23 protein-coding genes and 2 pseudogenes are annotated in these 23197 nt (G+C 60.4%); 14 read left to right on the top strand and 11 right to left on the bottom strand.

Annotated features, from left to right (window positions below):
• Nucleotides 1-11: 11 nt before the first annotated feature.
• From JCM12178_RS07725 to JCM12178_RS07670, 13 genes and pseudogenes are all read left to right on the top strand, one after another.
• The gene (locus JCM12178_RS07725) at nucleotides 12-1829 is read left to right on the top strand and encodes a cache domain-containing protein (RefSeq protein WP_054650235.1); all 1818 of its coding nucleotides are present in this window, start codon (nucleotides 12-14) and stop codon (nucleotides 1827-1829) included.
• Entirely contained in the window at nucleotides 1802-2755 is a 954-nt protein-coding gene (locus JCM12178_RS07720; protein WP_054650232.1) for a hybrid sensor histidine kinase/response regulator, read from the top strand. Before JCM12178_RS07725 ends, JCM12178_RS07720 begins: the two co-directional genes overlap by 28 nt.
• A 146-nt stretch (nucleotides 2756-2901) precedes the next feature.
• The gene (locus tag JCM12178_RS07715) at nucleotides 2902-3192 is read left to right on the top strand and encodes a phage regulatory CII family protein (RefSeq protein WP_054650230.1); all 291 of its coding nucleotides are present in this window, start codon (nucleotides 2902-2904) and stop codon (nucleotides 3190-3192) included.
• A 116-nt stretch (nucleotides 3193-3308) separates the two neighbouring features.
• Nucleotides 3309-4574: a class II fructose-bisphosphate aldolase gene (locus JCM12178_RS07710; RefSeq protein ID WP_054650228.1), complete on the top strand. Its 1266-nt coding sequence runs from the start codon at nucleotides 3309-3311 to the stop codon at nucleotides 4572-4574.
• 243 nt (nucleotides 4575-4817) lie between these two features.
• Nucleotides 4818-5360 (top strand): GAK system XXXCH domain-containing protein, encoded by a 543-nt coding sequence (locus JCM12178_RS07705; RefSeq protein ID WP_054650226.1) that lies wholly within the window; start codon nucleotides 4818-4820, stop codon nucleotides 5358-5360.
• Between the two features lie 24 nt (nucleotides 5361-5384).
• Complete coding sequence (locus JCM12178_RS07700) at nucleotides 5385-6548, top strand: PHP domain-containing protein (RefSeq protein ID WP_054650224.1); 1164 nt, start codon at nucleotides 5385-5387, stop codon at nucleotides 6546-6548.
• A 10-nt stretch (nucleotides 6549-6558) separates the two neighbouring features.
• Nucleotides 6559-6825 (top strand): amphi-Trp domain-containing protein, encoded by a 267-nt coding sequence (locus JCM12178_RS07695; protein WP_054650223.1) that lies wholly within the window; start codon nucleotides 6559-6561, stop codon nucleotides 6823-6825.
• Between the two features lie 3 nt (nucleotides 6826-6828).
• Nucleotides 6829-7314 (top strand): PhoU domain-containing protein, encoded by a 486-nt coding sequence (locus tag JCM12178_RS20755; RefSeq protein ID WP_369404475.1) that lies wholly within the window; start codon nucleotides 6829-6831, stop codon nucleotides 7312-7314.
• Nucleotides 7254-8474 carry a PhoU family transcriptional regulator gene (locus tag JCM12178_RS07690; RefSeq protein WP_369404476.1) on the top strand — a complete coding sequence of 407 codons (1221 nt, stop codon included), beginning with the start codon at nucleotides 7254-7256 and terminating at the stop codon, nucleotides 8472-8474. Before JCM12178_RS20755 ends, JCM12178_RS07690 begins: the two co-directional genes overlap by 61 nt.
• A 21-nt stretch (nucleotides 8475-8495) precedes the next feature.
• Nucleotides 8496-9367, top strand: a pseudogene (locus tag JCM12178_RS07685) (GAK system ATP-grasp enzyme).
• Nucleotides 9364-10461: an HprK-related kinase B gene (locus JCM12178_RS07680; protein WP_054650221.1), complete on the top strand. Its 1098-nt coding sequence runs from the start codon at nucleotides 9364-9366 to the stop codon at nucleotides 10459-10461. Before JCM12178_RS07685 ends, JCM12178_RS07680 begins: the two are co-directional and overlap by 4 nt.
• Before the next feature lie 10 nt (nucleotides 10462-10471).
• Nucleotides 10472-11656 (top strand): GAK system CofD-like protein, encoded by a 1185-nt coding sequence (locus JCM12178_RS07675; RefSeq protein ID WP_054650219.1) that lies wholly within the window; start codon nucleotides 10472-10474, stop codon nucleotides 11654-11656.
• Between the two features lie 32 nt (nucleotides 11657-11688).
• The gene (locus JCM12178_RS07670) at nucleotides 11689-12243 is read left to right on the top strand and encodes an amphi-Trp domain-containing protein (RefSeq protein ID WP_054650217.1); all 555 of its coding nucleotides are present in this window, start codon (nucleotides 11689-11691) and stop codon (nucleotides 12241-12243) included.
• Between the two features lie 332 nt (nucleotides 12244-12575).
• Here the strand turns inward: JCM12178_RS07670 and JCM12178_RS07665 are convergent, their stop codons facing one another.
• The 4 genes from JCM12178_RS07665 to JCM12178_RS07650 all read right to left on the bottom strand — a co-directional run bounded on the left by JCM12178_RS07665 (nucleotide 12576) and on the right by JCM12178_RS07650 (nucleotide 15716).
• Nucleotides 12576-13454 carry a sensor domain-containing diguanylate cyclase gene (locus JCM12178_RS07665; protein ID WP_245628669.1) on the bottom strand — a complete coding sequence of 293 codons (879 nt, stop codon included), beginning with the start codon at nucleotides 13452-13454 and terminating at the stop codon, nucleotides 12576-12578.
• Between the two features lie 210 nt (nucleotides 13455-13664).
• Nucleotides 13665-14180, bottom strand: coding sequence for a C40 family peptidase (locus JCM12178_RS07660; protein ID WP_054650215.1), 516 nt, complete (start codon nucleotides 14178-14180; stop codon nucleotides 13665-13667).
• A gap of 15 nt (nucleotides 14181-14195) precedes the next feature.
• Entirely contained in the window at nucleotides 14196-14750 is a 555-nt protein-coding gene (locus JCM12178_RS07655; protein ID WP_054650213.1) for a BON domain-containing protein, read from the bottom strand.
• A 21-nt stretch (nucleotides 14751-14771) separates the two neighbouring features.
• Complete coding sequence (locus tag JCM12178_RS07650) at nucleotides 14772-15716, bottom strand: RluA family pseudouridine synthase (RefSeq protein WP_054650211.1); 945 nt, start codon at nucleotides 15714-15716, stop codon at nucleotides 14772-14774.
• Between the two features lie 67 nt (nucleotides 15717-15783).
• On the opposite strand from JCM12178_RS07650, the gene JCM12178_RS07645 reads away from it, so the two are divergent.
• Nucleotides 15784-18900 carry a PAS domain-containing hybrid sensor histidine kinase/response regulator gene (locus JCM12178_RS07645; protein WP_054650209.1) on the top strand — a complete coding sequence of 1039 codons (3117 nt, stop codon included), beginning with the start codon at nucleotides 15784-15786 and terminating at the stop codon, nucleotides 18898-18900.
• Between the two features lie 22 nt (nucleotides 18901-18922).
• Here JCM12178_RS07645 and JCM12178_RS07640 read toward each other — a convergent pair whose 3' ends face one another.
• From JCM12178_RS07640 to JCM12178_RS18670, 7 genes and pseudogenes are all read right to left on the bottom strand, one after another.
• Nucleotides 18923-19546: a LysE family translocator gene (locus tag JCM12178_RS07640; protein WP_054650207.1), complete on the bottom strand. Its 624-nt coding sequence runs from the start codon at nucleotides 19544-19546 to the stop codon at nucleotides 18923-18925.
• Nucleotides 19547-19590: 44 nt separating this feature from the next.
• Nucleotides 19591-19959, bottom strand: a complete 369-nt coding sequence (locus JCM12178_RS07635) for a 4Fe-4S binding protein (protein WP_054650205.1) — start codon at nucleotides 19957-19959, stop codon at nucleotides 19591-19593.
• Nucleotides 19960-19968: 9 nt separating this feature from the next.
• A pseudogene (locus JCM12178_RS07630) lies at nucleotides 19969-21044 on the bottom strand (hydrogenase large subunit).
• Nucleotides 21044-21436 (bottom strand): NADH-quinone oxidoreductase subunit C, encoded by a 393-nt coding sequence (locus tag JCM12178_RS07625; protein WP_054650203.1) that lies wholly within the window; start codon nucleotides 21434-21436, stop codon nucleotides 21044-21046. Before JCM12178_RS07625 ends, JCM12178_RS07630 begins: the two are co-directional and overlap by 1 nt.
• Nucleotides 21437-21460: 24 nt before the next feature.
• On the bottom strand, nucleotides 21461-21904 hold the full coding sequence (locus tag JCM12178_RS07620; RefSeq protein WP_054650201.1) for an NADH-quinone oxidoreductase subunit B family protein: 444 nt from the start codon (nucleotides 21902-21904) through the stop codon (nucleotides 21461-21463).
• Nucleotides 21905-21907: 3 nt separating this feature from the next.
• Nucleotides 21908-22756 carry a respiratory chain complex I subunit 1 family protein gene (locus JCM12178_RS07615; protein WP_054650199.1) on the bottom strand — a complete coding sequence of 283 codons (849 nt, stop codon included), beginning with the start codon at nucleotides 22754-22756 and terminating at the stop codon, nucleotides 21908-21910.
• Nucleotides 22756-23197, bottom strand: a 442-nt coding sequence (locus JCM12178_RS18670) for a putative NADH:ubiquinone reductase complex subunit (RefSeq protein WP_500799072.1), incomplete at its 5' end; no start/stop codon positions are given. The genes JCM12178_RS07615 and JCM12178_RS18670, both read right to left, overlap by 1 nt.

Here is a 23197-nt window from a genome sequence, read left to right as displayed (position 1 = left end):
AACCGAAGGCAATGCGCCTGTTCAGGGGATTCAGATCAATAGCGTCGCAGTTGACATACGGCTTCATCGCACTGGCCGTTGTCGCCGCGTTCGCATCCGGCGCCCTGCTCATGACCATTGCCGACGACTACTCCACCCGAGACAGGCAACGCATCCTCAACCTTGAGGCCCGCCTCGCCGCCGAGCGCATCAACGGCTACTCGGAAAGCCTATTCAACCGCCTCAACTACCTTGCCAGCATCCCGGGCCTCATCAACATGCACCGGGACTCCATGCACAGCCTCCTTGAAGGCCTCTCCCGACTGAATCAGGCATACCATGCAGCGGGCATCGCCGACCTCAACGGCAAACTGCTCGCCAAGGTCGGCGACTGGGACCGTGTCCCGGACATGCTGCACCGAAACCCGGTGTTCCGGCTTGCGGCCAAGTCCCGGTTCAACGCCATCGGCCCGCTCACCGTTCTGCCCGGCACCGAAACCCCCGCCATTGAAATAGCCGTCCCGGTGCGCGACAAAAGCGGCAAGGCCGCAGGCGTCCTCTGGGCACAGGTCAGCCTCAAGTACCTCATGCTGGTGCTCGGCGACCTGCCCATCGGCAAAACCGGCTACGGATACATCGTGGATGACAAGGATTTCCTCATCGCGCTTGACGCCGAGGGCGATCCGAGACTGGAGCCGCTCGAGGCGCCGGAACTGCAGAAAACGATCGCCCGCTCGCTCGGCTATGGCGCACGCCCCGATCCCTATGTCGGTCTGTACGGGGAAAAAGTCCTCGGCACGGTCTCCCCGGTGACGAGCCTCGGGCTCAGGCTTGTGGTCGAGATGCCGCAGGCCGAAGTCTACGCCCCTCGCACGGCCATGATAAAGGCCACCTGCATCGCCCTGCTCATTCTGGCCACCGCGGCGGCACTTCTGGCGTATCTCTACTCCCGGCGTTTCGTCAGGCCGCTTCGCACCTTCACGAGCGCGGCCCGCAAGGTTGCGGAAGGCGACCTCGACGTTCACATCGCCTATGCCGAAGAAAACGAACTCGGTACGCTTGCGCGAACCTTCAACGACATGACCTCCCGGCTGAAGGACGGCCTCAAGTCCCTTAACGAGGAGATCACGGAACGCAAGCTCGCCGAGCAGGCGCTGCGCATAGCCGAGCAGCAGTACCGCAGCATTTTCGAACGGGCGCAGGAAGGCATCATTCAAACCTCCACGGACGGACGCATTCTCATAGCCAACCCGGCAGCGGCCTCCATCTTCGGCTACGACTCCTTTGAAGAACTGCTGCGCGAGACGGACGCCAACATTCGCAAGGTCTATGCCCACCCTGAAGAGCGCGAGGAATTTCTCGGCAAGCTGCACCAAGGCGCTCGCATCAGCGGCCGGATGATGGAGATGGTCCGCAAGGACGGGGAACGCATCTGGATCATGCTGCACGCACAGGTAAGCATGGACCAGAACGGAGAGTACACGCTCATCGACTCCACCTTCCAGGACGTGACCGAACGGCTGCGGGCGGAGAAGGCCTTGGCCGATCTGAACGCCACGCTGGAAAAGACCGTGGAGGAACGCACCCACGACCTGTTCATCAAGGCCCGTGAGCTGGAAGAGGCCAACCACCGCCTGCGCCAGCTCGACAGGATGAAGTCCTCGTTCCTGTCATCGGTCTCCCACGAACTGCGCACACCGCTGACCTCCATCCTCGCTTCGCCAAGCTCATCCGCAAGGAGTTCCAGCGTTCGTTTGCCGGAACCTGCAAGGACGACCCGAAGCTCGAACGAAAGGCCTACCGCATCGTCAAGAACCTGCAGGTGGTGGAAAAGGAAGGCGACCGCCTGACGCGGCTGGTCAACGACGTGCTCGATCTGAACAAGATCGAGTCCGGCAAGGTGGACTGGCAGTACCGCGAAGTGGACGTGGAAGAGCTCATCAACAACTCGGTCAGCCTCGTCATGGGCCAGTTCACCAGCAAGCCGGATGTGGACCTCAAGGTGGAGATCGACTCCGGCCTGCCGCTGCTGCACGCGGACTCTGACCGCATGACGCAGGTGCTCATCAACCTGCTGAGCAACGCCGGGAAGTTCACGGAGAAAGGCTTGGTCAGGGTCAGAGCATACGCCACGCGCGACGGGCTGATCCGCATCGAGGTCATCGACACGGGCCGCGGCATCCCCCGTGAGGAGTTGCACTCCATTTTCGACAAGTTCCAGCAGGTTCGCCAGGGCGACACGCTGCGGTCCACCCTTCAGGGGACCGGCCTCGGGCTGGCCATCAGCCGCAACATCATAGAGCACCACGGCGGCCACATCTGGGCCGAGTCCGAACTGAACAAGGGAACGGCAGTCATCATCGAATTGCCGCTGCTGTTCATCCCCAGCGACAAGGTGCTGCATCCGGAAAGCGAAGACGAGGCCGCACCGCTTGTGCTCATCGTGGACGACGACTCGGGCCAGCGGCACTACCTCTCCAACCTGCTGCGCCGTGCGGGCTACCGCACCATCACGGCGTCCGACGGCGGTTCCGCGCTGCGCATGGCCCGCCAACACACCCCGGACCTCATTACCATGGACATCGTCATGCCCGGCATGGACGGCCGGGAAACCCTTGAGTGGCTTCGCAAGGATGAAACACTGCGGGAAACCCCGGTCATAATCCTCAGCGTACTCTCCGAAGACGAAAACCAGCCCCCCGCCGACGCAATCATCAGCAAGCCCGTTACGCCGCAAAAACTCCTCAATACTGTCAAATCACTGCTCAAAAAGTGATTCTTTTGGCCCCGTCCATCCTCGCGACCTGTTATATTCTGCCCCCTGCCGCTGTTTTTTTCTCTACCCGGTTTGACGATTTTTCTCGGACTGTGCTACCTCTGAAATAAGCCTCTTTTTTTCAAAAGCACTGGAGGGTGGAGACAATGTTTGAAAAGAATCTGACCAAGAAAATGCAGGACGCGGTTCTGGACGGAAGAATTGCTGCCAAGGACGTGTGTCGGAGAATCAACAAGCCCTACTCAACGCTTCTGCGCGAACTCAACCCCTTCGACACACATGCGAAGCTCGGCGCAGAGACCATGTTCGACATCATAAAGGTGACACAGAATGTTGCCGCGTTGGAGTTCATGGCCCGCGAGCTCGGGTACACCCTGCAACCCAACCCCGAGCAGCGCAAGGCGGAAAAGACCGACGGCGCAGCCATAATGATGTAGCCTGCACGACACATGCGTGCTCATGAAATCCCGGGATGCTCTTTGACTTTTCCCGGGGTTTCGTATTTAGTTGGGCCTTTGTACGCCAATCATTACTTTTGAGGAGGATATAGGGCATGTCCCAGAATAAATTCGAACAGGCACTGGCGGTCGGTCGTCCGCCGAACGTCAGGGAACTCTTCCCGAATTCCAGGGCGCTGATCGTCAGCGGCAAGGCCATTGACCGCGCCTGCCGCAAAAAGGGCAAGTGCATGACCATCGCCGCCAACGGCAGGAACATCTTCGTCATCGAAGGTGCCCTGAAGGCGGCCCAGCGCGCCAATGCCGCCATCATCCTCGAAATCGCACGCAGCGAGTCCACGTACTGCCCCACCACCATGTGGAACCTGGCCCGCCGCGTGGACGCCCTGTGCAACCAATACGGCATCACCATCCCGGTGGCCATCCACGCCGACCACTACGTCATCAAGAAGTGGGACGACGTGGCCGTTGCCAAGCGCGAAATCCCCACACTTTTCGACGCAGGCATTACCTCCATCGCCGTGGATGCTTCCCACATTCCCGACGACCAGAACCTGCTGGCGAACATCGAGCTCAACCCGGTCATCCCCGGCTGGGCCGGGTACGAAACCGAAGTGGGCGAGATCAAGGGCAAGCACGGCCTGTCCACCCCGGTGGAAGCCAAATTCCTCATCGAAGGCCTCAACGCCCACGGCATCTGCCCGGACTGGATCGCCCTGAACAACGGCACCACCCACGGCATCGAAGCCACGGGCGGCGGCATTCAGGTGGACCTGACCGCCGACATCCACGAAGCCCTGAAGCCCTTCGGCACCTCCGGCGCGCAGCACGGCACCTCGGGCAACGACTCCGAGCGCCTGCGCGAAATCGCCGCACAGACCCAGACCACCAAAGCCAACGTGGCCACCGCGCTGCAGATGATCGGCTTCGGCGTCAAGGTCAACGACTACGGCAACGCCATCATGACCGACGGCCGCTTCGAAAAGGTCGAAGGCAAGGGCATGAGCGAAGAGCTGTGGCAGGAAATTCTTGAGTACGCCGATGCAAACGGCCTCAAGGGCGGCGACTACAAGAAGCTGAACCAGCCCTTCGAGCGTCGTCTGCAGGGCGAGCCGCGCGAAATCCGCGAGCGCATGGCCAAGGCTATCGAAGACTTCATCTACGACATGCTGGTCAACGTCTTCAATGCAGAAGGCACCGCAGACATCGCCTGCGACCTGCTCATCGAGGCCGGATCCCACGACCTCGGCCCCAAGGTCGAGCAGTTCACCGATCCCGCAGAGTGGACCGAAGACAAGATCCGTGCCCGCGCCAAGGAAATCGACACGGACAAGGGCCCGGAAGGCGACTGGGACGACTAGTACCCACCACTCTGAATACTTGCATCAAAAGCCCTCCCGTCCTGATGGACGGGAGGGCTTTTCCGTTGGTTTGCGCTCCGCACATACAATCGACACGAAATGGACACATTATTTTCCGCATCTTTCATTATTCCAACTCTGTACCGGACACACGAAGTTATGTTACGTTTCCGTGTCCTGTATTGATATCCTGTTCACACAGGTGCTATCAAACCAGTTCCCCTCACCACAATGGAGGTACAAATGGGCAAGGAAATCAAAATCGAAAAGTATATTGAGAAGAAGGACCTGATCACCTTCTTCCGCGAGATCGCCGATGCCATCGAAGGCAGCAGCAGTGAAGAGCTGGCCTGTTTCGAGGACTTCAAGAAAGTCAAAATCAGCATCAAGAACGAGTTCGGCCAGATGGCCGTGAAGGCCAAGATCAAGCAGGAGCGCGAATGCGACGCGACCGGCGAGGAAGCGGAAACCGCCCCGGCCGGGGAAGGCGTCGCAGCCAAGCCCAAATACAAGGATCTGAAGAAGCGCATGAAACGCAGCTTCAAGATGATCGTCAAGATGACGCACGACGAGACGCTCCCGCCCAAGGAGGCGGTGGACTCCTTCCTGGAGGACTCCGAGCTGATGGTCGCCTATCCCGGATACGGCGATGAATACTACGAGGACTACACCAAGGCGTGCGCCGAGTTCGCCGAGGCCTACAAGGCCGAAGACATGGAGCGGCTCAAGGCCGCTGTGGACGAGTTGGCAAACCAGAAAGGCCGCTGCCACGCCAAATACGACTGAAATACAAGACCCAGAGTGAGACCCATGAAGTTGATCAAGAAGGACGACAATACAGTGGAATGCAGACAGTTCCCTGCTGAAGCGAGTGAAGAGATTACCGAGGACGACCGCAGCCGGTTCTTCCGGGTGGTCTCCGTGGACCTCGAGCCGTGGCAGGTGGAACAGGTGCTGACGCCAGCCAAGGTGCACGTCCGGCAGGAAGCCCTGCTGGCCGTGCATTGGCACCCGGAGTTCGTGCCCATGGAGCACATCCGCAAGCGCATCGACGCCACCTTTCCCAATCGGGACGAGGAGCTGCTCATTCCCACCCAGCACAACGTGCTGATGAGCTACGACGGCCATTCCGGCGTCGAGGTGGACTGCTACGCCAGCGGATTCCACCGCAAGGTCCAGCTGCTGCTGCACTTCACCAACGACAAGGTGAAGGAGGCGGGCGTGCTGAAATCCATGCTGGCTCACACCTTCAAGTATCGCTCGTCCCAGCTTTTCGACTTCATGCACACCATCACCTCGCCGCACGAGGAGCGCATCAACAAGGCCGCCCGTTCCACCGGCGCGGATCAGGAACTGATCGAGTTCGTGCGCATCAACGTCAGCAAAATCCAGCAGCTCCTTGACGACGAATGGACCAACGTGCCCCGCCTGTCCGTCAAGAACAAGCTGCTGCGCAACTGGTTCGACAGCATGCGCCCCGAGCTGGGCGACAACGCCGTGGACAGGGTGCAGGCGTATCTCAAGGCGGTCAAGAAGCTGGTCAAGCAGGGCTTCAACCTGAAGTTCTTTTACCGCGCCAGCGAGATCATCGAAGAGGTTCGCGGACTCGGCGGGTGCGTGGTCATCCCCCACCCCGAGCAGTTCTGGCCCATCCTTCTTCGCAACTACGACGTGGACGGCATCGAAGTCTGGAACCCGCAGTCGCAGGAGTACACCGAGTTCCTCATCTCGGTGGTCAACGAGCAGAACTCCCGGCGCAGAAACCACGAGCGCGACATGCTCATCTTCATGGGCGACGACTGCCACATGGGTGAAAAGACCAAGCCGCTCGACCAGCAGGACACTGCCAAGGCCGCGCGCGAGATCGGCGTGCAGCCCGCCTGGGACGACCTGAGCATCCGCAAGAAGCTCATCGTCAACGGCATCAGCAGGCGCTCCGTCATCAGAGAATACAAAGAACGTTTAGCAGGATAGAGGTATCATCATGTCAGAAGAAAAGTTCCTTTTCGATTCCCTTCAGGATTGCGAATCCATCGGCGATTTCCTCGGCTCCCTCACGGAAGGCTTCCGCAAGGGCGACATTGCTCTCGCCACCAACGGCGACGAGATCGTGCTGCGTCCCGAGGGCCTGCTCAACTTCACGGTCAAGGCCAAGAAGAAAGGAAACGAGAACAAGCTCTCGATCAAGATCAACTGGAAGCAGACCACCGGCCCCAAGGAAGGCGAGCCGGGAGCGTTGAAGGTCCGGTAGGCCATGATCACATTTGAAGGACTGGACGAGAACTTCAAGTTTCTCGTGCTCGAGGTCGACAATCAGGCCCGCGCGACCCAGCGGTTCATGGAAACCCCTTCCCGGAAGGGGTTTACCAAGATCACGTCGAGGGACGATTACATCGACAACCTCAAGACGATCATCGAGAACAAGTGCTTCTCGCGCATCCACTCGGACAAGAATCTGGACAAAAACCAGCTCAACAAGATCCGGGCGGTGCAGGTCATCTGCGTCAACCTCGAAAAGATTGCGGACTATTTCGTCAACATCGTCAAGCAGATGCGATATCTGGACGACCAGTCGTTCATTGCCCGCTACAGTTTCGAGGAAATCTTCGAGATCACGTTCGAGAGCCTTGCGGCCATCCGGCCGGCCTTCCATGAGGAAGACATGTCCAAGCGCTCAACATCTGCAAGGCCGAGCCGGAACTGGACGCCATCTACAAGACCAACTTCGACAGAATCCTGAATGAAATGGGTATGGGCCGTGACGCGCAAAGCCTGATCACGGTCCTGTTCATCTTCCGCTACTTCGAGCGCGTGGGGGATGCGCTGCTGAACATCGGTGAGGCCATCATTTTCTCCCTGCTCGGCGAGCGCATCAAAATCGAACAGTTCGACGCCCTGCAGCAGACGCTCAGCAAGTCCGGGTTCAGCGACTCCTTCGCGGACATCGACTTCCGGGCCATCTGGGGCACCCGTTCGGGCTGTCGCATCGGCAAGGTCGAGCAGCGCGACGGTTCCCCTTCGCCACGCCCGCAGGGCAGCATCTACAAGGAAGGGAATCTGGAAAAAATCCGCAAGGAGCGGGCCAGCATCAACCGCTGGAAATCACTCTTTCCGGGTCTGGTGGCCGACGTGTACGGCTTCCACGAGGAGTCGGACAAGGGTTCCATGCTCGTGGAGTTCCTCAACGGCTGCACGCTCGACGAGGTGGTGCTCTCCGGCGATGACGAGTTCCTCAGGAACGCCCTCTTCATCTTCGAGAGCACGGTGCTCGACACATGGACCACCACGCTGGAAAACCTCCCGGTGAAGACCAACTACATCTGGCAGATCCAGTCGCGGCTGGAAAGCGTGCTGCAGATGCACCCGGAGTTCTGGAGGATGCCCAAGTCACTCGGGTCCTCCGAAGTGCGCTCCACCGAAGAGCTGCTCAGCCACTGTGCGGACATCGAGGACGAGCTGGAAGCGCCCTTCTCGGTATTCATCCACGGCGACTTCAACATCAACAACGTGGTCTACAATCACGAGGCCCAGCAGGTGCACTACATCGACCTGTACCGCTCCCGCGATTTCGACTACGTTCAGGACGCCTCGGTGTTCCTCATCTCCAACTTCCGCATGCCGGTCTTCGAGGACAACCACCGGGCGCGAATCAACAGCGTGATCCGGCAATTCTACACCTTTACCAAAGGGTTTGCCGACCAGCACGGGGACACGACCTTCGAGGCCCGCATGGCCTTTGCGCTGGCCCGCTCGTTCTACACCTCCACCCGTTTCGAGCTGAACTTCAAGTTCGCCAAGGAGATGTACAACAGGGCCATGTTCCTGCTGGAGAAAATCTACCACTACCGTGACGGCAAATGGGAAAACTTCTCCCTGCCCACGGACATCCTCTACTATTAGACCAAGACGAGGAGCATTCTTGTGAAAATCGGAGTGATCGGAACCAAGGGCGGCTGGTCGTCGGAGAAGCTGGCCGATACCGTGGCGGAAAAGACCGGAGAGCGCGTGCTCATCGGCATGGATCAGGTGCGCCTCGATCTGCCTCGGGCGATGCGTACTACAACGGGCACAACCTCAAGGACTTCGACGCGCTGATCATCAAGAAGATCGGCTCGCGCTACTCCCCGGACCTGCTCGACAGGCTGGAGGTGCTGCGCTACCTCGCCGAGCGCGGGCTGCCCATATTCAGCTCCCCGCTGTCCATTCTGCGGGTGCTGGACCGCCTGAGCTGCACCATCACCCTGCAGCTTGAAGACATCCCCATGCCGCCTACCACCATCACCGAGAGCGTGGATCAGGCCCTGCACGCCGTGGCCGAATACGGCGAGGCCGTTTTCAAGCCGCTCTACACCTCCAAGGCCCGCGGCATGTTCATCCTCAAGGACGGACCGGACGCCCGCAAGGCCATTGAGGAATACAGGGCCGAAAACCCGATCATGTACATCCAGAAGACCATCGAGCTGGGCGATCTGGACCTCGGCATCGCCTTCCTCGGCGGCGAATACCTGACCACCTACGCCCGCTGCAAGACCAACGGCGCGTGGAACACCACCACCGAGTCCGGCGGCAAGTACCGCGCGTATGAACCGCCTGCGGAAGTGATCGAACTGGCCCGCCGGGCGCAGGCGCGCTTCAACCTCGATTTCACCTGCGTGGACGTGGCCATGACCGACGACGGTCCCTTCGTCTTCGAGGTCTCTGCTTTCGGCGGATTCAGGGGCATTCAGGAAACCAGCGGCATCGACGCCGCCGAACGGTACGTCGAGTACGTCATGAAGAAGGTGGCGAAATGAAACTGACCGGAACCACGAGAAGCGAACTGGCCGCACAGGTAAAGGACGCGGTGCCCGCGCAGAAGGAGCTGCTGCTCGACTTCGGCGGCTGCATCATCGCCGCAAAGAGCAGCACCGATGCGCTGCATGAGGCGCTGGCCGACTATTTCAAGGAGTTCGTCACCACGTCCGGCACGCCCGAGATCACGGTCACGGCCCATGAAGCCGCAACCCCGGACATGGACTTCGAGTTCACGGTCAAGCAGCCTGATCCCGGCAAGACCAAGATCAAGGAAGAGTGGGTGGACCTGCCGGGCGGACGCATCGTTAAGAAACGCCTCACCGGCATGATCTTCATCTTCGGCGAGGGCGAAAACGTGGCTGTCGGCCCGTGTCTGGAAAACAGCAATCAGGTCATCAATTTCATCAACAACCGCTTCATCGAGTGGAAGCTCAACCGTGGCGGTTTCCTCGGCCACGCCGCGGGCGTCATCCACAACGGACGCGGCATCTCCCTGGCCGGGTTCTCGGGCGCGGGCAAGTCCACGCTGGCCCTGCACCTCATGAGCCGGGGAACCACCTTCCTGAGTAACGACCGGGTCATGGTGGAACGCGACGGCTCCGGGCTGACCATGTACGGCGTGGCCAAGCAGCCGCGCATCAACCCCGGCACGGCCCTGAACAACCCGGACCTCTGCAACATCGTGGAAAAAGACCTGCGCGAGGAATTTCTCTCCATGCCCAAGGAGGAACTCTGGCAGCTCGAGCACAAGTACGACGCGCTCATCGACGAGTGCTACGGCCCCGGCAAATTCGAACTGCGAAGCGGCATGGACGGCCTTGTGATCCTGAACTGGGAGCGCGAGGCAGGCCCCATGAAGGTAGCCAAGGTGGACCCGCATGAACGAAAAGACCTCCTCCCGGCGTTCATGAAAGCCACCGGCCTGTTCTACCTCCCGGACGATCCCGCGCGCAGGGACGACCCGGATGCCGACGCCTACGCGGAGCTCCTCGCCCACGCCGACCTCATCGAGATTTCCGGCGGGGTGGATTTCGACCGGGCTTCCGAGGTGTGTCTCAAGTACATGGAAACGGGCGAAGTGAGTGAACAGTAACGGAGAGGCCATGCGCATCAGCATCACCCGCGAGGCGGCGATTCCGGACCGCCTGAAGATCGAACGCTACAGACGAGCGCCGGAACTCGGCCCGCGCATTCTCTTTTTCAGCGGCGGGACCGCGCTTCGCGGCGTATCGCGCGCGCTGATCCGTTATACGCACAACTCCATCCACTTCATCACGCCCTTTGACTCCGGCGGCAGCTCCGCCGTGCTGCGAAAAGCCTTCGGCATGCTCGCGGTGGGCGACATCCGCAACCGGCTCATGTCGCTTGCGGACCAGTCGGTTAAGGGCAACCCGGAAATCTTCGACCTCTTCGTGCACCGCCTTTCCAAGAAGGCCACGCAGGACGAACTCTGCGAGGAGCTTCAATCCATGGCCAGCGGCAAGCACGAGCTGGTGCGCAGGATTCCGGACCCCATGCGCAAGATCATCCGCAACAACTTCCACCAGTTTCTGGAATCCATGCCCGGGGACTTTGACCTCAAGGGTGCCAGCGTGGGCAACATCGTGCTGACCGCGGGCTACCTGAGCAACCGGCGGCAGATGGACCCGGTGATCTTCATCTTCTCCAAACTGGTGCAGGTCTGCGGCGTGGTGCGGCCCATCGTGAACAAGAACATGCACCTTGCCGCGCGCCTGCAGGACGGCAGCGTCATCGTGGGCCAGCACCGCATGACCGGAAAGGAAGTGGCCCCGCTGGCATCGCCCATCGAGGAAGTCTGGCTCACGGACACCCTCGACGACGAGACGCCCAAGCAGGCATACATCCGTAGCAAGGTGCGCGACCGCATCGCCGAAGCGGACCTCATCTGCTATCCCATCGGGAGCTTCTATTCCAGCGTGGTGGCGAACCTGCTGCCGCAGGGCGTGGGCAAGGCGGTGGCGGAAAACACCTGCCCCAAGGTCTTTGTCCCCAACACGGGCTACGATCCGGAGGCCTTCGGCCTCGGCGTGGCCGATCAGGTGGAACAGCTCAAACGCTACCTGCAAAAGAGCGGAGCACCTGAAGGCGCGGATGTGCTGGGATACGTCATCGTGGACACCGAGCATGGCGAGTACCCCGGGGGGATCGACATCGACGCAATCGAGCGGCTCGGCGTGAAGGTGGTCGACAGTACGCTCGTCACCGAAGAGAGCGCGCCGTACATTGACGGCGACACGCTCGCCGCCGTGCTGCTTTCGCTGACATAATCGCATTTTAACAAGAGCGAGGAGGCTTGGACATGGAAAAACAGAAACTCGACGTCAAGATCACGCTGCCCTATCAGGAGGCGATCGACTACCTTGAGGATATGCTCAAAAGCCTCAAGGACGGAAAGGTCGTTGTCCAGAAAGGCACGGAGTACGTGTCCATGACGCCCGGCGAGACGGTGACCATGGAACTGGGAGCCAAAACCAAGAAGAACAAGCAGAAGTTCAGCTTCGAGATTTCCTGGACCGATGACGGCGAGGGGGACCTCGTCATCAGCGGCAAGGAACCTGTTTTTGCGGCGCAGGAAACCTCGGGCGAAAGCGTGAAGGATGCCCCGGCAGAGGACTCTGCGAAAGCCAAGCCTGAAGCGGCCACCCCCGAAGAAGGCAAGGAAGACAAGAAGCAGTCCTCCCCCGCGGCTCCGGCAAAGGCGGCCCCAAAGGCTGTCGCCAACAAAGAGCCGGCCAAGAGTGCGCCCAAGAAGACCGCCGCGAAAAAGACCACAGCGACCAAGAGCAAGACCTCGGCCAAAAGCGGCGGTGCCGCCAAGGCCAAGTCCGCAAAGACTGCGGCAAAGAAATCATGATTCAGCGGCACAGGCCGCAAGGAGGCGTATCATGAACGAAAACGAAACACCTTGCTGGTTTGACTGGAACGAAATCGTGGATGTTTTTTCCATTCCGGAAGAAGATGCGCTGGATGAGAAAAACGTGAAGAATTCCTGCAACGCATAAACAGCATCGCTGACGAGTACGGACGGGAGTACGTTCTCAGGAAGATCGCCCTCATCTGCTAGCAACGGCCATGCGGAGCCCCTGCCGCCCTGCCTCCTGCGGGGCGGCGGCGGACCGCATGGACATGAATTCCATTATGATTTCAGGCACAGAGAGTGTGCCCTTGGTGAAGTCTATCCTTCCTTCAGGCAGGTGGACTCATGGTGGAAACGGTAGCCGTTCTTGCCCGAGGCCTTGACCTCGTACATGGCTGATCGGCCTTATCCACCAGCTCCTGAACCGAAGAGGCGTTTGCCGGGAAGCAGGCGCCCCCCACGCTTGCGCCTATCGTCACTTCGCGCCCCGCCACAACGTATGTCTCCCCGACACGCCGCACGATGTCGCTGGCAATGTCTTCTGCATGGGTCTTGCCGTTGCAGCGGTTGAGCAGGACGATGAACTCGTCTCCGCCCATGCGATACACCGATCCCTCTTCTGCGACACAGGCCAGCAGCCGCTCGGCCACGCGGGCCAGCAGCGTGTCTCCGGCCTTGTGGCCGAGGGTGTCGTTGACTTCCTTGAACCCGTCAAGGTCGATGAAATAGATGAGCACGCAGCCCCCGCGGTCGCGGGCCCGGTCCACCACCATGGGCAGGTCGCGCTCCAGCGCGAGACGGTTGCGCACCCCGGTGAGACCGTCACGAAATGCCAGAACTTCCATATTGGCAGCATCCCCGACCTCGTTGGCCACGCAAAAATAGGCGTTGTGGTCCGGGGAATAGATGGCTTCCCAGTTGAGCAGCTTGTGGCCGCCCGAAGTGTCGAGGAACCGGAAGGAGAAGGACGTGGAGCCGATGTCCGAGGTGATGAGCCGCTGCATGGTACCGAGCGCCTTTTCGCGGTCCTCGAAATGGATGTATTCGAGAAGGTAGGAGTCGCGCAGGGTCTCCGGCTCGTGCCCGGTCACGCGCTCCCAGGAGGGATTGACGTCCTCGATTTCGCCGTCGATGCTGATGACGGCGGCAAGCCCCTGAGCAAGCGCCAGCCAAGCATAACGCTCAACCTGAAAAAGTCGTTCGAGCATGTGCGGGTCGCCGCACTCCTCTAAAAACCTGTCGAAATCCATAAGTGAGGGCTATACCTTAGCAGCGTCCATTTTCCAATAGGGGAATCTCCTTGTTCCTCAATTTCTTCATATCGCAAGGACATTCAGCCGATTTTGACGAATTGCGCATAGTCACCCGAAAAGAAAACCGACTTTCCAGAACTGTTGAAAACACTGTTGACAGGAGAGTCAGAGAACCCGACGCGTGCCAACGTAGTGTTCACGCCAGAAATCATTATCGAGCGAAGATTCCATGACCCTGCTGCCGGAGCGGGGCGAATGGATGAAGGTGCCCCTTTCCGTCACGATGCCCACATGCAGGCTCTTGCCCGTGGTTATCCGGAAAAAGATGAGGTCTCCGGGACGAATGTCGTTCTTGTCGACAAAGATTCCCGCTGAGTACTGCTGCCATGAGACCCGGGGAACCGAAACGCCGTGCTGCCGGTAGACCCACCAGATAAGGCCGGAGCAGTCGTATCCTGCCGACGGAGACTCACCGCCCCAGCGGTAGGGCTTGCCGATCTGGGTGCGTGCGGTCTTGATGACCGCCGAGGCCTTGACTCCGGCTCTGCCCTTGGTCCGGATCGGTTCGCTGTCGCCGAAGTCCGGGATGTAGGGCTCAACGTAGGCGCACCCGGCCAGAAAAAAAACGAGGGACATCCCGCAGAGCAAGGTGCGCAGTGCGGCAATGTCCCTTTTCTTCATGAACGGCCCCGAGGACTATTTGACCTTGAGGTAGGACTTGACGCCCTTGAGGCCCTTGACGCTTCGGACGTGGGCCAGCGCCTTGTCACGCTCGGCAGCGGATCCGACGATGCCGAGGATGACCGCCTTGCATTGGACCATGTAGACGTCCACGTTGGTGGACCAGATGTCCTCGTCCTTGATGAGCTTCTGCTTGATGGAGGCCATCAACTCAAGGTTGTCGGTGGTGCCGCAGTCCGCAAGCTCGCGCTTGGGAAGAAGATAGCTCGTCACCCGCCGTACGCCCTTGACGCCCTTGGCGAGCGAAACGGCCCTGTCTGCCTGCTTCTTGGAAGTGTACTCGCCCACGACGTACACATGGCCTTCATAGGAGGCCACATCGTAGTCCATGTACTTGACACTGTCGTCCTCAAGAAAGGCCTGCTTTACCTGAAAGGTAATCTTTTCGTCATTGTAGATGGTGCCGAGATCGCGTTCATCCACGGCGGCCTTGTAGGGAGCGGCGCAGCCGGAGAGCAGCACGGCAGAACAAATGAACAGAAGGCAAAGGACGGGTAAAACGCGTTTCACGGTTTCCTCCGGGTGGTGGTTTTACATGACAATACCTTTACCGGCGTCCCGAGGCAAGTGGCGCAACAACTCGCGGGCGGCTTCCATTTCCGCCGCCCCTACCGCGTCGCCGCCTTCCCAGTCCGGTGCCGCCTGAATCGTCAGCTCACCGCCCTCCCCGTCTGGGAGTTTCAGGCCAAAACAGTGGAGTTGAAGAGCGCCTTTTGCGCAGTCGCCATATTTCCCGTCGCCAAGGACGGCGTGCCCTCGCGAGGCAAGCTGGACCCGGATCTGGTGCGTCCGTCCTGTGAGCAGCCGCACTGCCAGCAGGCTTGAACGCTCGTCCGCTTTCAGCAGCGTCACATCCGCTGCCGCCGCTTTCCCTTCACCCGTCCGGACCCGCTCACTGCCGGGCTTACCCCGCTTCTCCATGCGGTCCTCCACCCGGACCGTGCCATCGTGCGGCCACCGTCCCGCAACCCGCGCAAGGTAGAGCTTGCCGACCTCTCCATTGGCAAAAGCGTCGTTCAATCGGCGCAGGCTTTCGTAACTCTTCCCCGCGACGAGCAGCCCCGTGGTGTCCCGGTCCAGACGATGTGCCAGCCCGGGCATGAACGGCGCGTCTGCGTACATGGCGCGCAGTCGCCCGGCCACGGAATCCTCTATTCCGTCACCGCCGTGCACCGCCAGCCCGGCAGGCTTGTGCAGCACGACAATGCGCTCGTCCTCATGCACGATCGACAGGGTCCGGACCGGCTCCCGAGACTCGCTTTCCGCAACATGATGCGGCGGGATGCGAACGGTCTGCCCCTCGCGGACACGATCGAACGGCTTTTTCCGTCCCTTGTCCACCCGGACCTCGCCCTTGCGAATCCACTTCATGACCGCCGACTTGGGCACATCCCTGCCCACGCGGCGCTGTAAAAACTGCAAGAGCTTCTGTCCGGCCTCGGCCTTGGTGACGGTTATGTTCTGCACTCCGGGCATGGGTCGGTCATACAGGGCTTTCGCTGCGAGGTAAACGGGACCAATTTCCCTTTCGTCCAAGGAACTAATGGCAAAATACCGAGAATGGGCTATTGTTGTCTTCTGCACCAACACCTACGTCGAACCCGAGGGGACAATGCAACAGGACCGCAGCGGAACACATCAATACGACGCCAACGCGATCAAATCCGTAATGGCGCTCATGGACTCCGCACAGAAGGGCGCCGTTCTCATCCGCGACGGCGAAATAGTCATGGCAAACGAAATGGCCTCCGCCATTTCAGGTTGTGACCTGCCGCTTGAGGGTTCTGCGCCCGACGACCTGTTTCATGACAATACCGGCCCTGCGCTCGCCAAAGCCATCGCCGAGGCAACAACGGGGACTGCAACCGCTTCCCGCCTGAATCTTCGGACGGCAAAGGCGGACCGGGACTGTCGCGCCTATGTGGACATCATTCCAGTCAGCCTCGACGGAGCCCCATGCGCCATGCTGCTCATCGATTCGCCCAGCTGCGAAGGCAGCGACGAACCGGAAATGGACCGCGACCACTGCAAGCTGCTCTCTGAAGCGTCCTATGAAGCCATCTTTCTCTCCGAGGCCGGACGCTGCGTGGGCCAGAACCGGGCGGCGCAGGAAATGTTCGGCTACAGCGACGAGGAAGCAATAGGACGAATGGGAACCGACTGGATACACCCCGATGACCGGGAGACCGTCATCAGGCACATTCGGGAAGGTTACGAAAAGCCATACGAAGTGACCGCCCTTCGCAAGGACGGCAGCACCTTCCCTTGTGAAATTCAGGGGAAAATGACCATTCATGACGGCGTTCCCCTGCGGGTCACGGCGCTTCGCGACCTCTCGGACCACAAGGAAGCCACCCGCGAACTCAGCGAAAGCGAACAACGCATGCGTGCCATCTTCGAGCATTCTCCGCTCGGCGTGGTGCTCTTTTCACCCGAAGGGACCATCGTGGACTGCAACCATTGCTTTGTGGAAATGATGGGCTCCAGCCGGGAGAAGCTCATCGGCTTCAACACCGTACGACAGAGCACCGTGGAGATGAGTCATGCGCTCCTGACCGCCATTAACGGTCGGGCTTCAAGGTATGAAGACCAATACACCTCCGTCACAGGTGGAAAGACTCTGCACATCCGGGTCAACTTCAACCCCATCCATCCCGGCAAATCCCCCACCGAGGTCATCGCCACGCTGGAGGATGTCAGCGAACGCGTGCAGTCGCAAAAGGCGTTACAGGAAAGCGAGGAGCGTTTCCGTGCCATGTTCGAGCACATGGGCAGCGGCGTTGCCGTTTACGAAGGGGTCCAGGAAGGACAGGATTTTCGCTTCAAGGACCTCAACCCCCGGGCTGAAATCATAACTCGAATCAAGCGCGAGGACGTGGTGGGCCACACCCTTCTGGAATGCTTTCCGAACATGGAAGGGACCGGGCTTCTGAATGCACTCAGATATGTATGGAAGACCGGCGAATCCCAGCACCTGCCACCATTTCACTATAAAGACATGCAGCGTCACGGCTGGCGCGAAAACCGCATCTACCGCCTCCCTTCCGGCGAAGTGGTCGCCATCTTCGACGACGTGACCGACCGCATGGAAGCGCTGGAGGCGCTGAAGGAAAGCGAAGAACGGATGAGCCTTGCCATGCGCTCGGCCAATGACGGCCTGTGGGACTGGCACATCGACACCAACGAGGTCCATTACAGCCCGCGCTGGTACACCATGCTCGGCTATGAACCGAACGAACTGCCCCAGACACGTGAGCTTTTCGATCATCTGGTGCACCCCGAAGACCTCGGCCCCCTCAGGGCCTTGCTCAGTCGTCACCTGAAGACCGGAGAACCGTTCGAGACGGAATTCCGCATGAAGACCAGAAGCGGGAAGTGGCGCTGGATACTCAGCCGGGGCCAGAACGCTGAGCAAAACGCTCCCGGCGCCCCGAAGCGCATGGTGGGCACGCATACGGACATAACCGAACGCAAGCGCATGGAAGAAGAACTGCGCAAGGCAAGGGACGCAGCAGAGGAGGCGAGCCGGGCCAAGTCCGAATTCCTCGCCAACATGAGCCATGAGATCCGGACGCCGCTCAATGGCATCATGGGCATGCTCCAACTCATGCAGACCACGAGCATGAGCAGGGAACAGCGGGACTACGCGGAGACCGCGGTGCAATCCTGCATGCGACTCACCCGGTTGCTGGGCGACATTCTGGACCTCTCAAAGGTGGAGGCCGGACGCATGGACATCAACGAGGAGCCCTTCGATTTTGCAGATGCCATGAAGAGCGTCATCGATCTCTTCGGGCCGCCCGCCGAGCAGAAAAAAGTCCGGTTGAGCCTTGAAATCGACCCGACAATCCCGGAACACCTGCTGGGCGATGAACCGCGCCTCCTGCAGGTGCTCAACAACCTCGTCGGCAACGCCATCAAGTTCACGGAACACGGCAGTATTACCGTCCACGCCAGCGCCGCTCTTGCACGGCACGATCTGACCCGCGTGCTGATCGTGGTCAGGGATACCGGCATCGGCATCACCGACCGGATGGTGAACATTATGTTCAACCCCTTCCAGCAGGGTGACGGCAGCCTGAACCGCAAGTATCAGGGAGCGGGACTGGGGCTTTCCATCACTTCGCGCCTCGTCAACCTGATGGGCGGCAACATGAGCGTGGTCAACGACGAGGGAAGGGGCACCACCTTCTACGTGAGCATCCCGTTCCGTCACGCCGAAACGGCGCAGGAAGAAACACAACCGGCCGTTACGCAAGAACAGGAAGGAGTGATAGACGGGATGCGCATCCTCCTGGCAGAGGATGAGAGGGTCAATGCGCACGCCATGACCCGGCTGCTGGAAAAAAACGGCTGCGCCGTAACCGCGGTTCAGGACGGCAGGGCCGCAGTGGACACGTTGGCGAAAGAACCGTTCGACGTCGTCCTCATGGACGTGCAGATGCCGGTCATGGACGGGATCAAGGCCACGGAAGCCATCCGGGACGGCAAGGCAGGCGAGGACAAACGGGACATCCCGATCATCGCACTGACCGCTTTCGCCATGGCTGGGGACCGTAAGCGTTTTCTCGAGTCCGGCATGGACGGCTATCTGGCCAAGCCGGTGGACATGGGCGCACTATTGCAGGCCATGAAGCGCGTGACCCGATCGGACAGTTGATCCGGAAGCGAACGCCCCGGCGCTATCGGTTGCTGGCCGCCACGGCCGCGCCCGCGCCAACGAACGATGCCCCCACGCCCCTGCCGAACCACCGGGCAACCCGTGGCCTGCGCAAGAGAAGAGCCAGACGGCCGCCGCCGAGTGCATAGACCATCATGCAGACAAAGGCCACGACTCCAAGCACCCCGACCATGGCCGCCGCGCCGGTCAGTCCCGCGCTCTCGGCGGTCATGAACTGCGGAAAGAGTGCCGTGAAAAAGATGACAGCCTTGGGATTGCCTGCCGCCACGAAGAATCCCTGCATAAACATGGAGCCACAGGAAAGGCCATCGCCTGCGCAAACTTCTTCAGCGCGGAAGCACTCGGGGTTCCTGAGAATCCCAACACCCAGCCAGACCAGATAGACCGCCCCCGCAAGTTTGACGAACAGGAACAGGGACGATGAGGCCAGAAGCAGCATGCCAAGCCCTGCCAGTGCGGCAACGGCCTGAAGCATGGAGGCGACGGTGTTGCCGAGGCCAGTGAATATCGTCCTGCGCGCCCCGTACCGCACGCCATGGGCAAGCGCCAGCAACATGCTCGGCCCCGGAATGATGGACGCCACGAAAATGGTGGCCACGTAAGCGGCCCAGAACTCCATGGACATGATGATTCTCCGAAAAAAGGCCCCACCGAAGTGGGGCCTTGTCATTATTCTTCTTTCTTCGCCTTTTTCTTCGGCTTCGGCGGTTCGCCGTGCATGACGATCATCTGGCGCTCCGTGGCCGGAGAGCGATGGACGTCATGGAAGTGCAGGCACTTGGTCGGACAGGTATCCGCGCAGATGCCGCAGTAGACGCACAGGAACGGATCGCACTGCCAGAGGCCGGTCTTCTTGTCGACGGTGATGCACTGGGCCGGGCACTTGCGCGAGCAGGTGCCGCAGAAGATGCACTCGTCTATGTCGTTGTAGAGCTCGCCCCTGAAACCCGGGAAGGGATCACGCTTCTCAAAGGGATACTTGCGCGTGGCCTTCTTGGTCACCAGGTTGCGGAGGACGTTGGGTGTCATGTTCAGCATGATGGCCTCCTAGCGTTCCGTGCAGCTGATGCACGGGTCGATGGACAGGACGATGACCGGCACGTCGGCCAGCTCGCACTCCGGCATCATGGCCAGAAGCGGCGGAACGTTGGCGAACGTGGGCGTGCGGATGCGCAGCCTCTCCAGGTTCTTGGTGCCGTTGGCCTTGATGTAGTAGGTGCATTCGCCGCGCGGCTGCTCGACGCGAACATAGGCTTCGCCCTCGGGCTTGCCCTTGACCTTGGCGGCCAGCTCGCCTTCCGGCAGCTTCACGATGGCCTGACGGACCAGATCGATGGACTGGTAAACCTCATGGAAGCGCACGTAGGAGCGCGACCAGGAGTCGCCGTCAGGGCCGACGACCGGCTTGAAGTCCAGATCGGCGTAGGCGCCGTATCCGGTCATGCGGGCGTCGATGGCGTGATTGGAGCCGCGCAGGGTCGGACCCACTGCGCCGAGCTCGTAGGCCTGCTCGGGAGTCATGACGCCGATGCCTTGGTGCGGGCACATACGGTGTAGTCTTCCAGCAGAACCTTTTCGAGGCGCTTGACTTCGCTTTCCACGACCTCCAGTTCGGAGAGGATCCAGCGCAGCTGCTCTTCGGAAAGGTCGGCGCGCACGCCGCCGATGACGTTGACCGAGACGATGACGCGGTTGCCCGCGGTGGCCTCGTTGATGTCCATGATGCGCTCGCGCACCTTCCAGAACTGCATGAACAGGGACTCGAACCCGAAGGCGTCGGCAAAGAGGCCGAGCCAGAGCAGGTGCGAGTGGATGCGGTGCAGTTCCGACCAGATGATGCGCAGGAAACGGGCACGGTCCGGCACCTCGACTTCCATGATCTCCTCGATGCCCTGACTGTAGCAGACGGCGTGGATCATGGAGCAGATGCCGCAGACGCGTTCGCAGACCTGAATCATCTGGTTGTAGTCGCGGATTTCACAGAGCCTTTCCAGTCCGCGGTGAACGTAGCCCAGCGCGGGGACGGCTTCCTTGACGATTTCATCTTCCACCACAAGCTTGAGGTGGAGCGGTTCCGGCAGCACCGGGTGCTGCGGCCCGAAGGGAATGACGGTTCTTGCCATTACTTGGAACCTCCTTCTTCCTTCAGGTCGATCTTGACGTTGTTGACCATGGGCACGGTAACGGCGGACACTTCCTTGTCGAGGAGCAGGGTCCGGTTGAAGTCGAGCGCCAGACCTTCGAAGGTGAGGTCGTACTGGTCACGCATTTCGTTTTCACCGATGATTGCGGCAAAGTAGACGCCGGAGATGCTCGGCACCGGGTCGGCGGTTTTCACGCCGGACATCCGCAGGTGCGCGAACTCCATGTCCTTGTCGAAGTGATAGAGTATCTCCGCTTCGCCCTCGCCGGTCTGGCGGCAGGTCATGCTCACGAGGCGGTAGCCGTCGTTTTTCATATGCATGACCTCGCTGACCAGATTGTCGATGGTAACGGGGGATTCTTTTCCTTTCACGATACAGTCTCCCTGCCGAAGCGCCTAACCGGCGGCCTCGGCCTTTTCGGCGAACTTGTTGAGGGCCTCGACCACGCCGTCGATGATCGCTTCGGGCTTGGCCGGGCAACCCGGGACGTACACGTCCACCGGGATGACCTTGTCCACGCCGCCGACCACGTTGTAGGCGTCCTTGAAAACCCCGCCGGAGAGGCCGCACGCGCCGATGGCGATGACGGCCTTGGGGTCGGGCATCTGGTCGTAGATGTTCTGAAGCACTTTCTTGTTGCGGTGGTTCACCGTTCCGGTGACCAGCAGCACGTCGGCGTGCTTGGGGTTGCCCACGTTGACGATGCCGAAGCGCTCAACGTCGTAGAGCGGCGTCAGGCAGGCCAGTGTCTCAATATCGCATCCGTTACAGGAGCCGCAGTCGAAATGAACGATCCACGGCGACTTTATCCGGGATTTGTTGATGAATTTTTTCAGCATGTACTACCCCGCATGCAGCCAGATGAGGTTGACGACGGCCATGAGCAGGCCGATGCTCCAGACGTACTTGAGCATCCAGCGCCACGTCATGCGGGCCGTTGCGTTATCCAGAAGGATCTCGGCAAAGTAGGTGCCGACCAGCAGCAGCGCGCACCAGAACACGTTGGTGGCCCAGAACATGCTGGCCACGCCGAGAACCAGAATGGTCTCGTACCAGTGCGCCACTTCCACGAGGCCGAAGAACGGACCGGAGTATTCCGTGGTCACGCCCTTCACCAGTTCCTGATGGCCGTGATGGGAAGTGGAGAAGTCGAACGGCGACTTCCTGAGCTTGATGGTCAGCGCGTACGTCAGCACGATGAACAGCAGCGGCAGCTTGGCAATCAGCGGCTCCGGATGGGCGAAGATGGTGCCCACGTTGAAGCTGCCCGTTGCCATGAACATACCCGCGAAGACGAGAATCAGCAACGGCTCGTAGGTCAGGATCTGAATGAGTTCGCGCTGTGCGCCCACCTGACTGTAGGGGGACTTTGCGGCCAGCGCGCCCATGACCATGAACACGGCACCGGCGGCCTGCACGAAGAATATCAGCAGCAGGTCGGCCTGTGCGAAGAACAGGGCTACGGACAGGGCCGAGGCCAGCAGGTAGGTCCACGCGCAGAAAATCTGCCAGCGGTTGACCACCATGGGTTCCTTGCCGAAGAGCTTGGCCACGTCATAGAAGGCCTGCATGATCGGCGGTCCCTGCCTTGACTGCATCCATGCGGTCACCCGGCGGTCGATGCCAGCCAGGAGACCGCCGAGCAGCGGTGCGACGACAAGTCCGATGAGAGCGAGAATGACGGCTTCCATTAGAGAGCACCTCCCATCATGAGAACGATCAGGGCGCCAGCGGCGGCGTTGACCCAGAAGGTCAGCCGGTGCTCGCCGAAGAATTCGCCCAGATAGTAGTTACCGGCAGCATAGGAGACCGCCGTATCCATGGGACCGTTGAAGTCGGTCTCGTTCAGGTTGCCGCCGCCCATGTAGGGGCGCGAAACCTTGACGCCGGGCGACTTGATTGCCTTGCGGAAGGCATACAGCGTGGCCACGCCCACCAGAATGAACAGCGGGTAGACCATGAAGCCGCCCATGGCGGAATCGAGAATGCCGAAGCTCACGGTGAACGGTGCCATCGCGAACATGGGTGCGATCCAGCCGGTGTAGATGACCGGGGCAAGGAAGCTGAACGCCACCGCCATCAGGCAGAGCAGGGCCAGCGGGGCGCTGACGAGGGTCGCCTGCCGCTCCGCG

It is taken from the genome of Salidesulfovibrio brasiliensis JCM 12178, assembly GCF_001311825.1.
In the GTDB taxonomy this organism is placed as follows: domain Bacteria; phylum Desulfobacterota; class Desulfovibrionia; order Desulfovibrionales; family Desulfovibrionaceae; genus Pseudodesulfovibrio; species Pseudodesulfovibrio brasiliensis.
This window is presented reverse-complemented; position numbering and strand designations above follow the sequence as displayed.

Bases quoted from the DNA above. Each gene is read 5' to 3' on its own strand.
- JCM12178_RS07725 (WP_054650235.1), top strand. From the start codon at position 12: ATGCGCCTGTTCAGGGGATTCAGATCAATAGCGTCGCAGTTGACATAC.
- JCM12178_RS07715 (WP_054650230.1), top strand. From the start codon at position 2,902: ATGTTTGAAAAGAATCTGACCAAGAAAATGCAGGACGCGGTTCTGGAC.
- JCM12178_RS07710 (WP_054650228.1), top strand. From the start codon at position 3,309: ATGTCCCAGAATAAATTCGAACAGGCACTGGCGGTCGGTCGTCCGCCG.
- JCM12178_RS07705 (WP_054650226.1), top strand. From the start codon at position 4,818: ATGGGCAAGGAAATCAAAATCGAAAAGTATATTGAGAAGAAGGACCTG.
- JCM12178_RS07700 (WP_054650224.1), top strand. From the start codon at position 5,385: ATGAAGTTGATCAAGAAGGACGACAATACAGTGGAATGCAGACAGTTC.
- JCM12178_RS07695 (WP_054650223.1), top strand. From the start codon at position 6,559: ATGTCAGAAGAAAAGTTCCTTTTCGATTCCCTTCAGGATTGCGAATCC.
- JCM12178_RS20755 (WP_369404475.1), top strand. From the start codon at position 6,829: ATGATCACATTTGAAGGACTGGACGAGAACTTCAAGTTTCTCGTGCTC.
- JCM12178_RS07680 (WP_054650221.1), top strand. From the start codon at position 9,364: ATGAAACTGACCGGAACCACGAGAAGCGAACTGGCCGCACAGGTAAAG.
- JCM12178_RS07675 (WP_054650219.1), top strand. From the start codon at position 10,472: ATGCGCATCAGCATCACCCGCGAGGCGGCGATTCCGGACCGCCTGAAG.
- JCM12178_RS07670 (WP_054650217.1), top strand. From the start codon at position 11,689: ATGGAAAAACAGAAACTCGACGTCAAGATCACGCTGCCCTATCAGGAG.
- JCM12178_RS07665 (WP_245628669.1), bottom strand. From the start codon at position 13,454: ATGCTCGAACGACTTTTTCAGGTTGAGCGTTATGCTTGGCTGGCGCTT.
- JCM12178_RS07660 (WP_054650215.1), bottom strand. From the start codon at position 14,180: ATGAAGAAAAGGGACATTGCCGCACTGCGCACCTTGCTCTGCGGGATG.
- JCM12178_RS07650 (WP_054650211.1), bottom strand. From the start codon at position 15,716: ATGCCCGGAGTGCAGAACATAACCGTCACCAAGGCCGAGGCCGGACAG.
- JCM12178_RS07645 (WP_054650209.1), top strand. From the start codon at position 15,784: ATGGCAAAATACCGAGAATGGGCTATTGTTGTCTTCTGCACCAACACC.
- JCM12178_RS07640 (WP_054650207.1), bottom strand. From the start codon at position 19,546: ATGTCCATGGAGTTCTGGGCCGCTTACGTGGCCACCATTTTCGTGGCG.
- JCM12178_RS07635 (WP_054650205.1), bottom strand. From the start codon at position 19,959: ATGCTGAACATGACACCCAACGTCCTCCGCAACCTGGTGACCAAGAAG.
- JCM12178_RS07620 (WP_054650201.1), bottom strand. From the start codon at position 21,904: ATGCTGAAAAAATTCATCAACAAATCCCGGATAAAGTCGCCGTGGATC.
- JCM12178_RS07615 (WP_054650199.1), bottom strand. From the start codon at position 22,756: ATGGAAGCCGTCATTCTCGCTCTCATCGGACTTGTCGTCGCACCGCTG.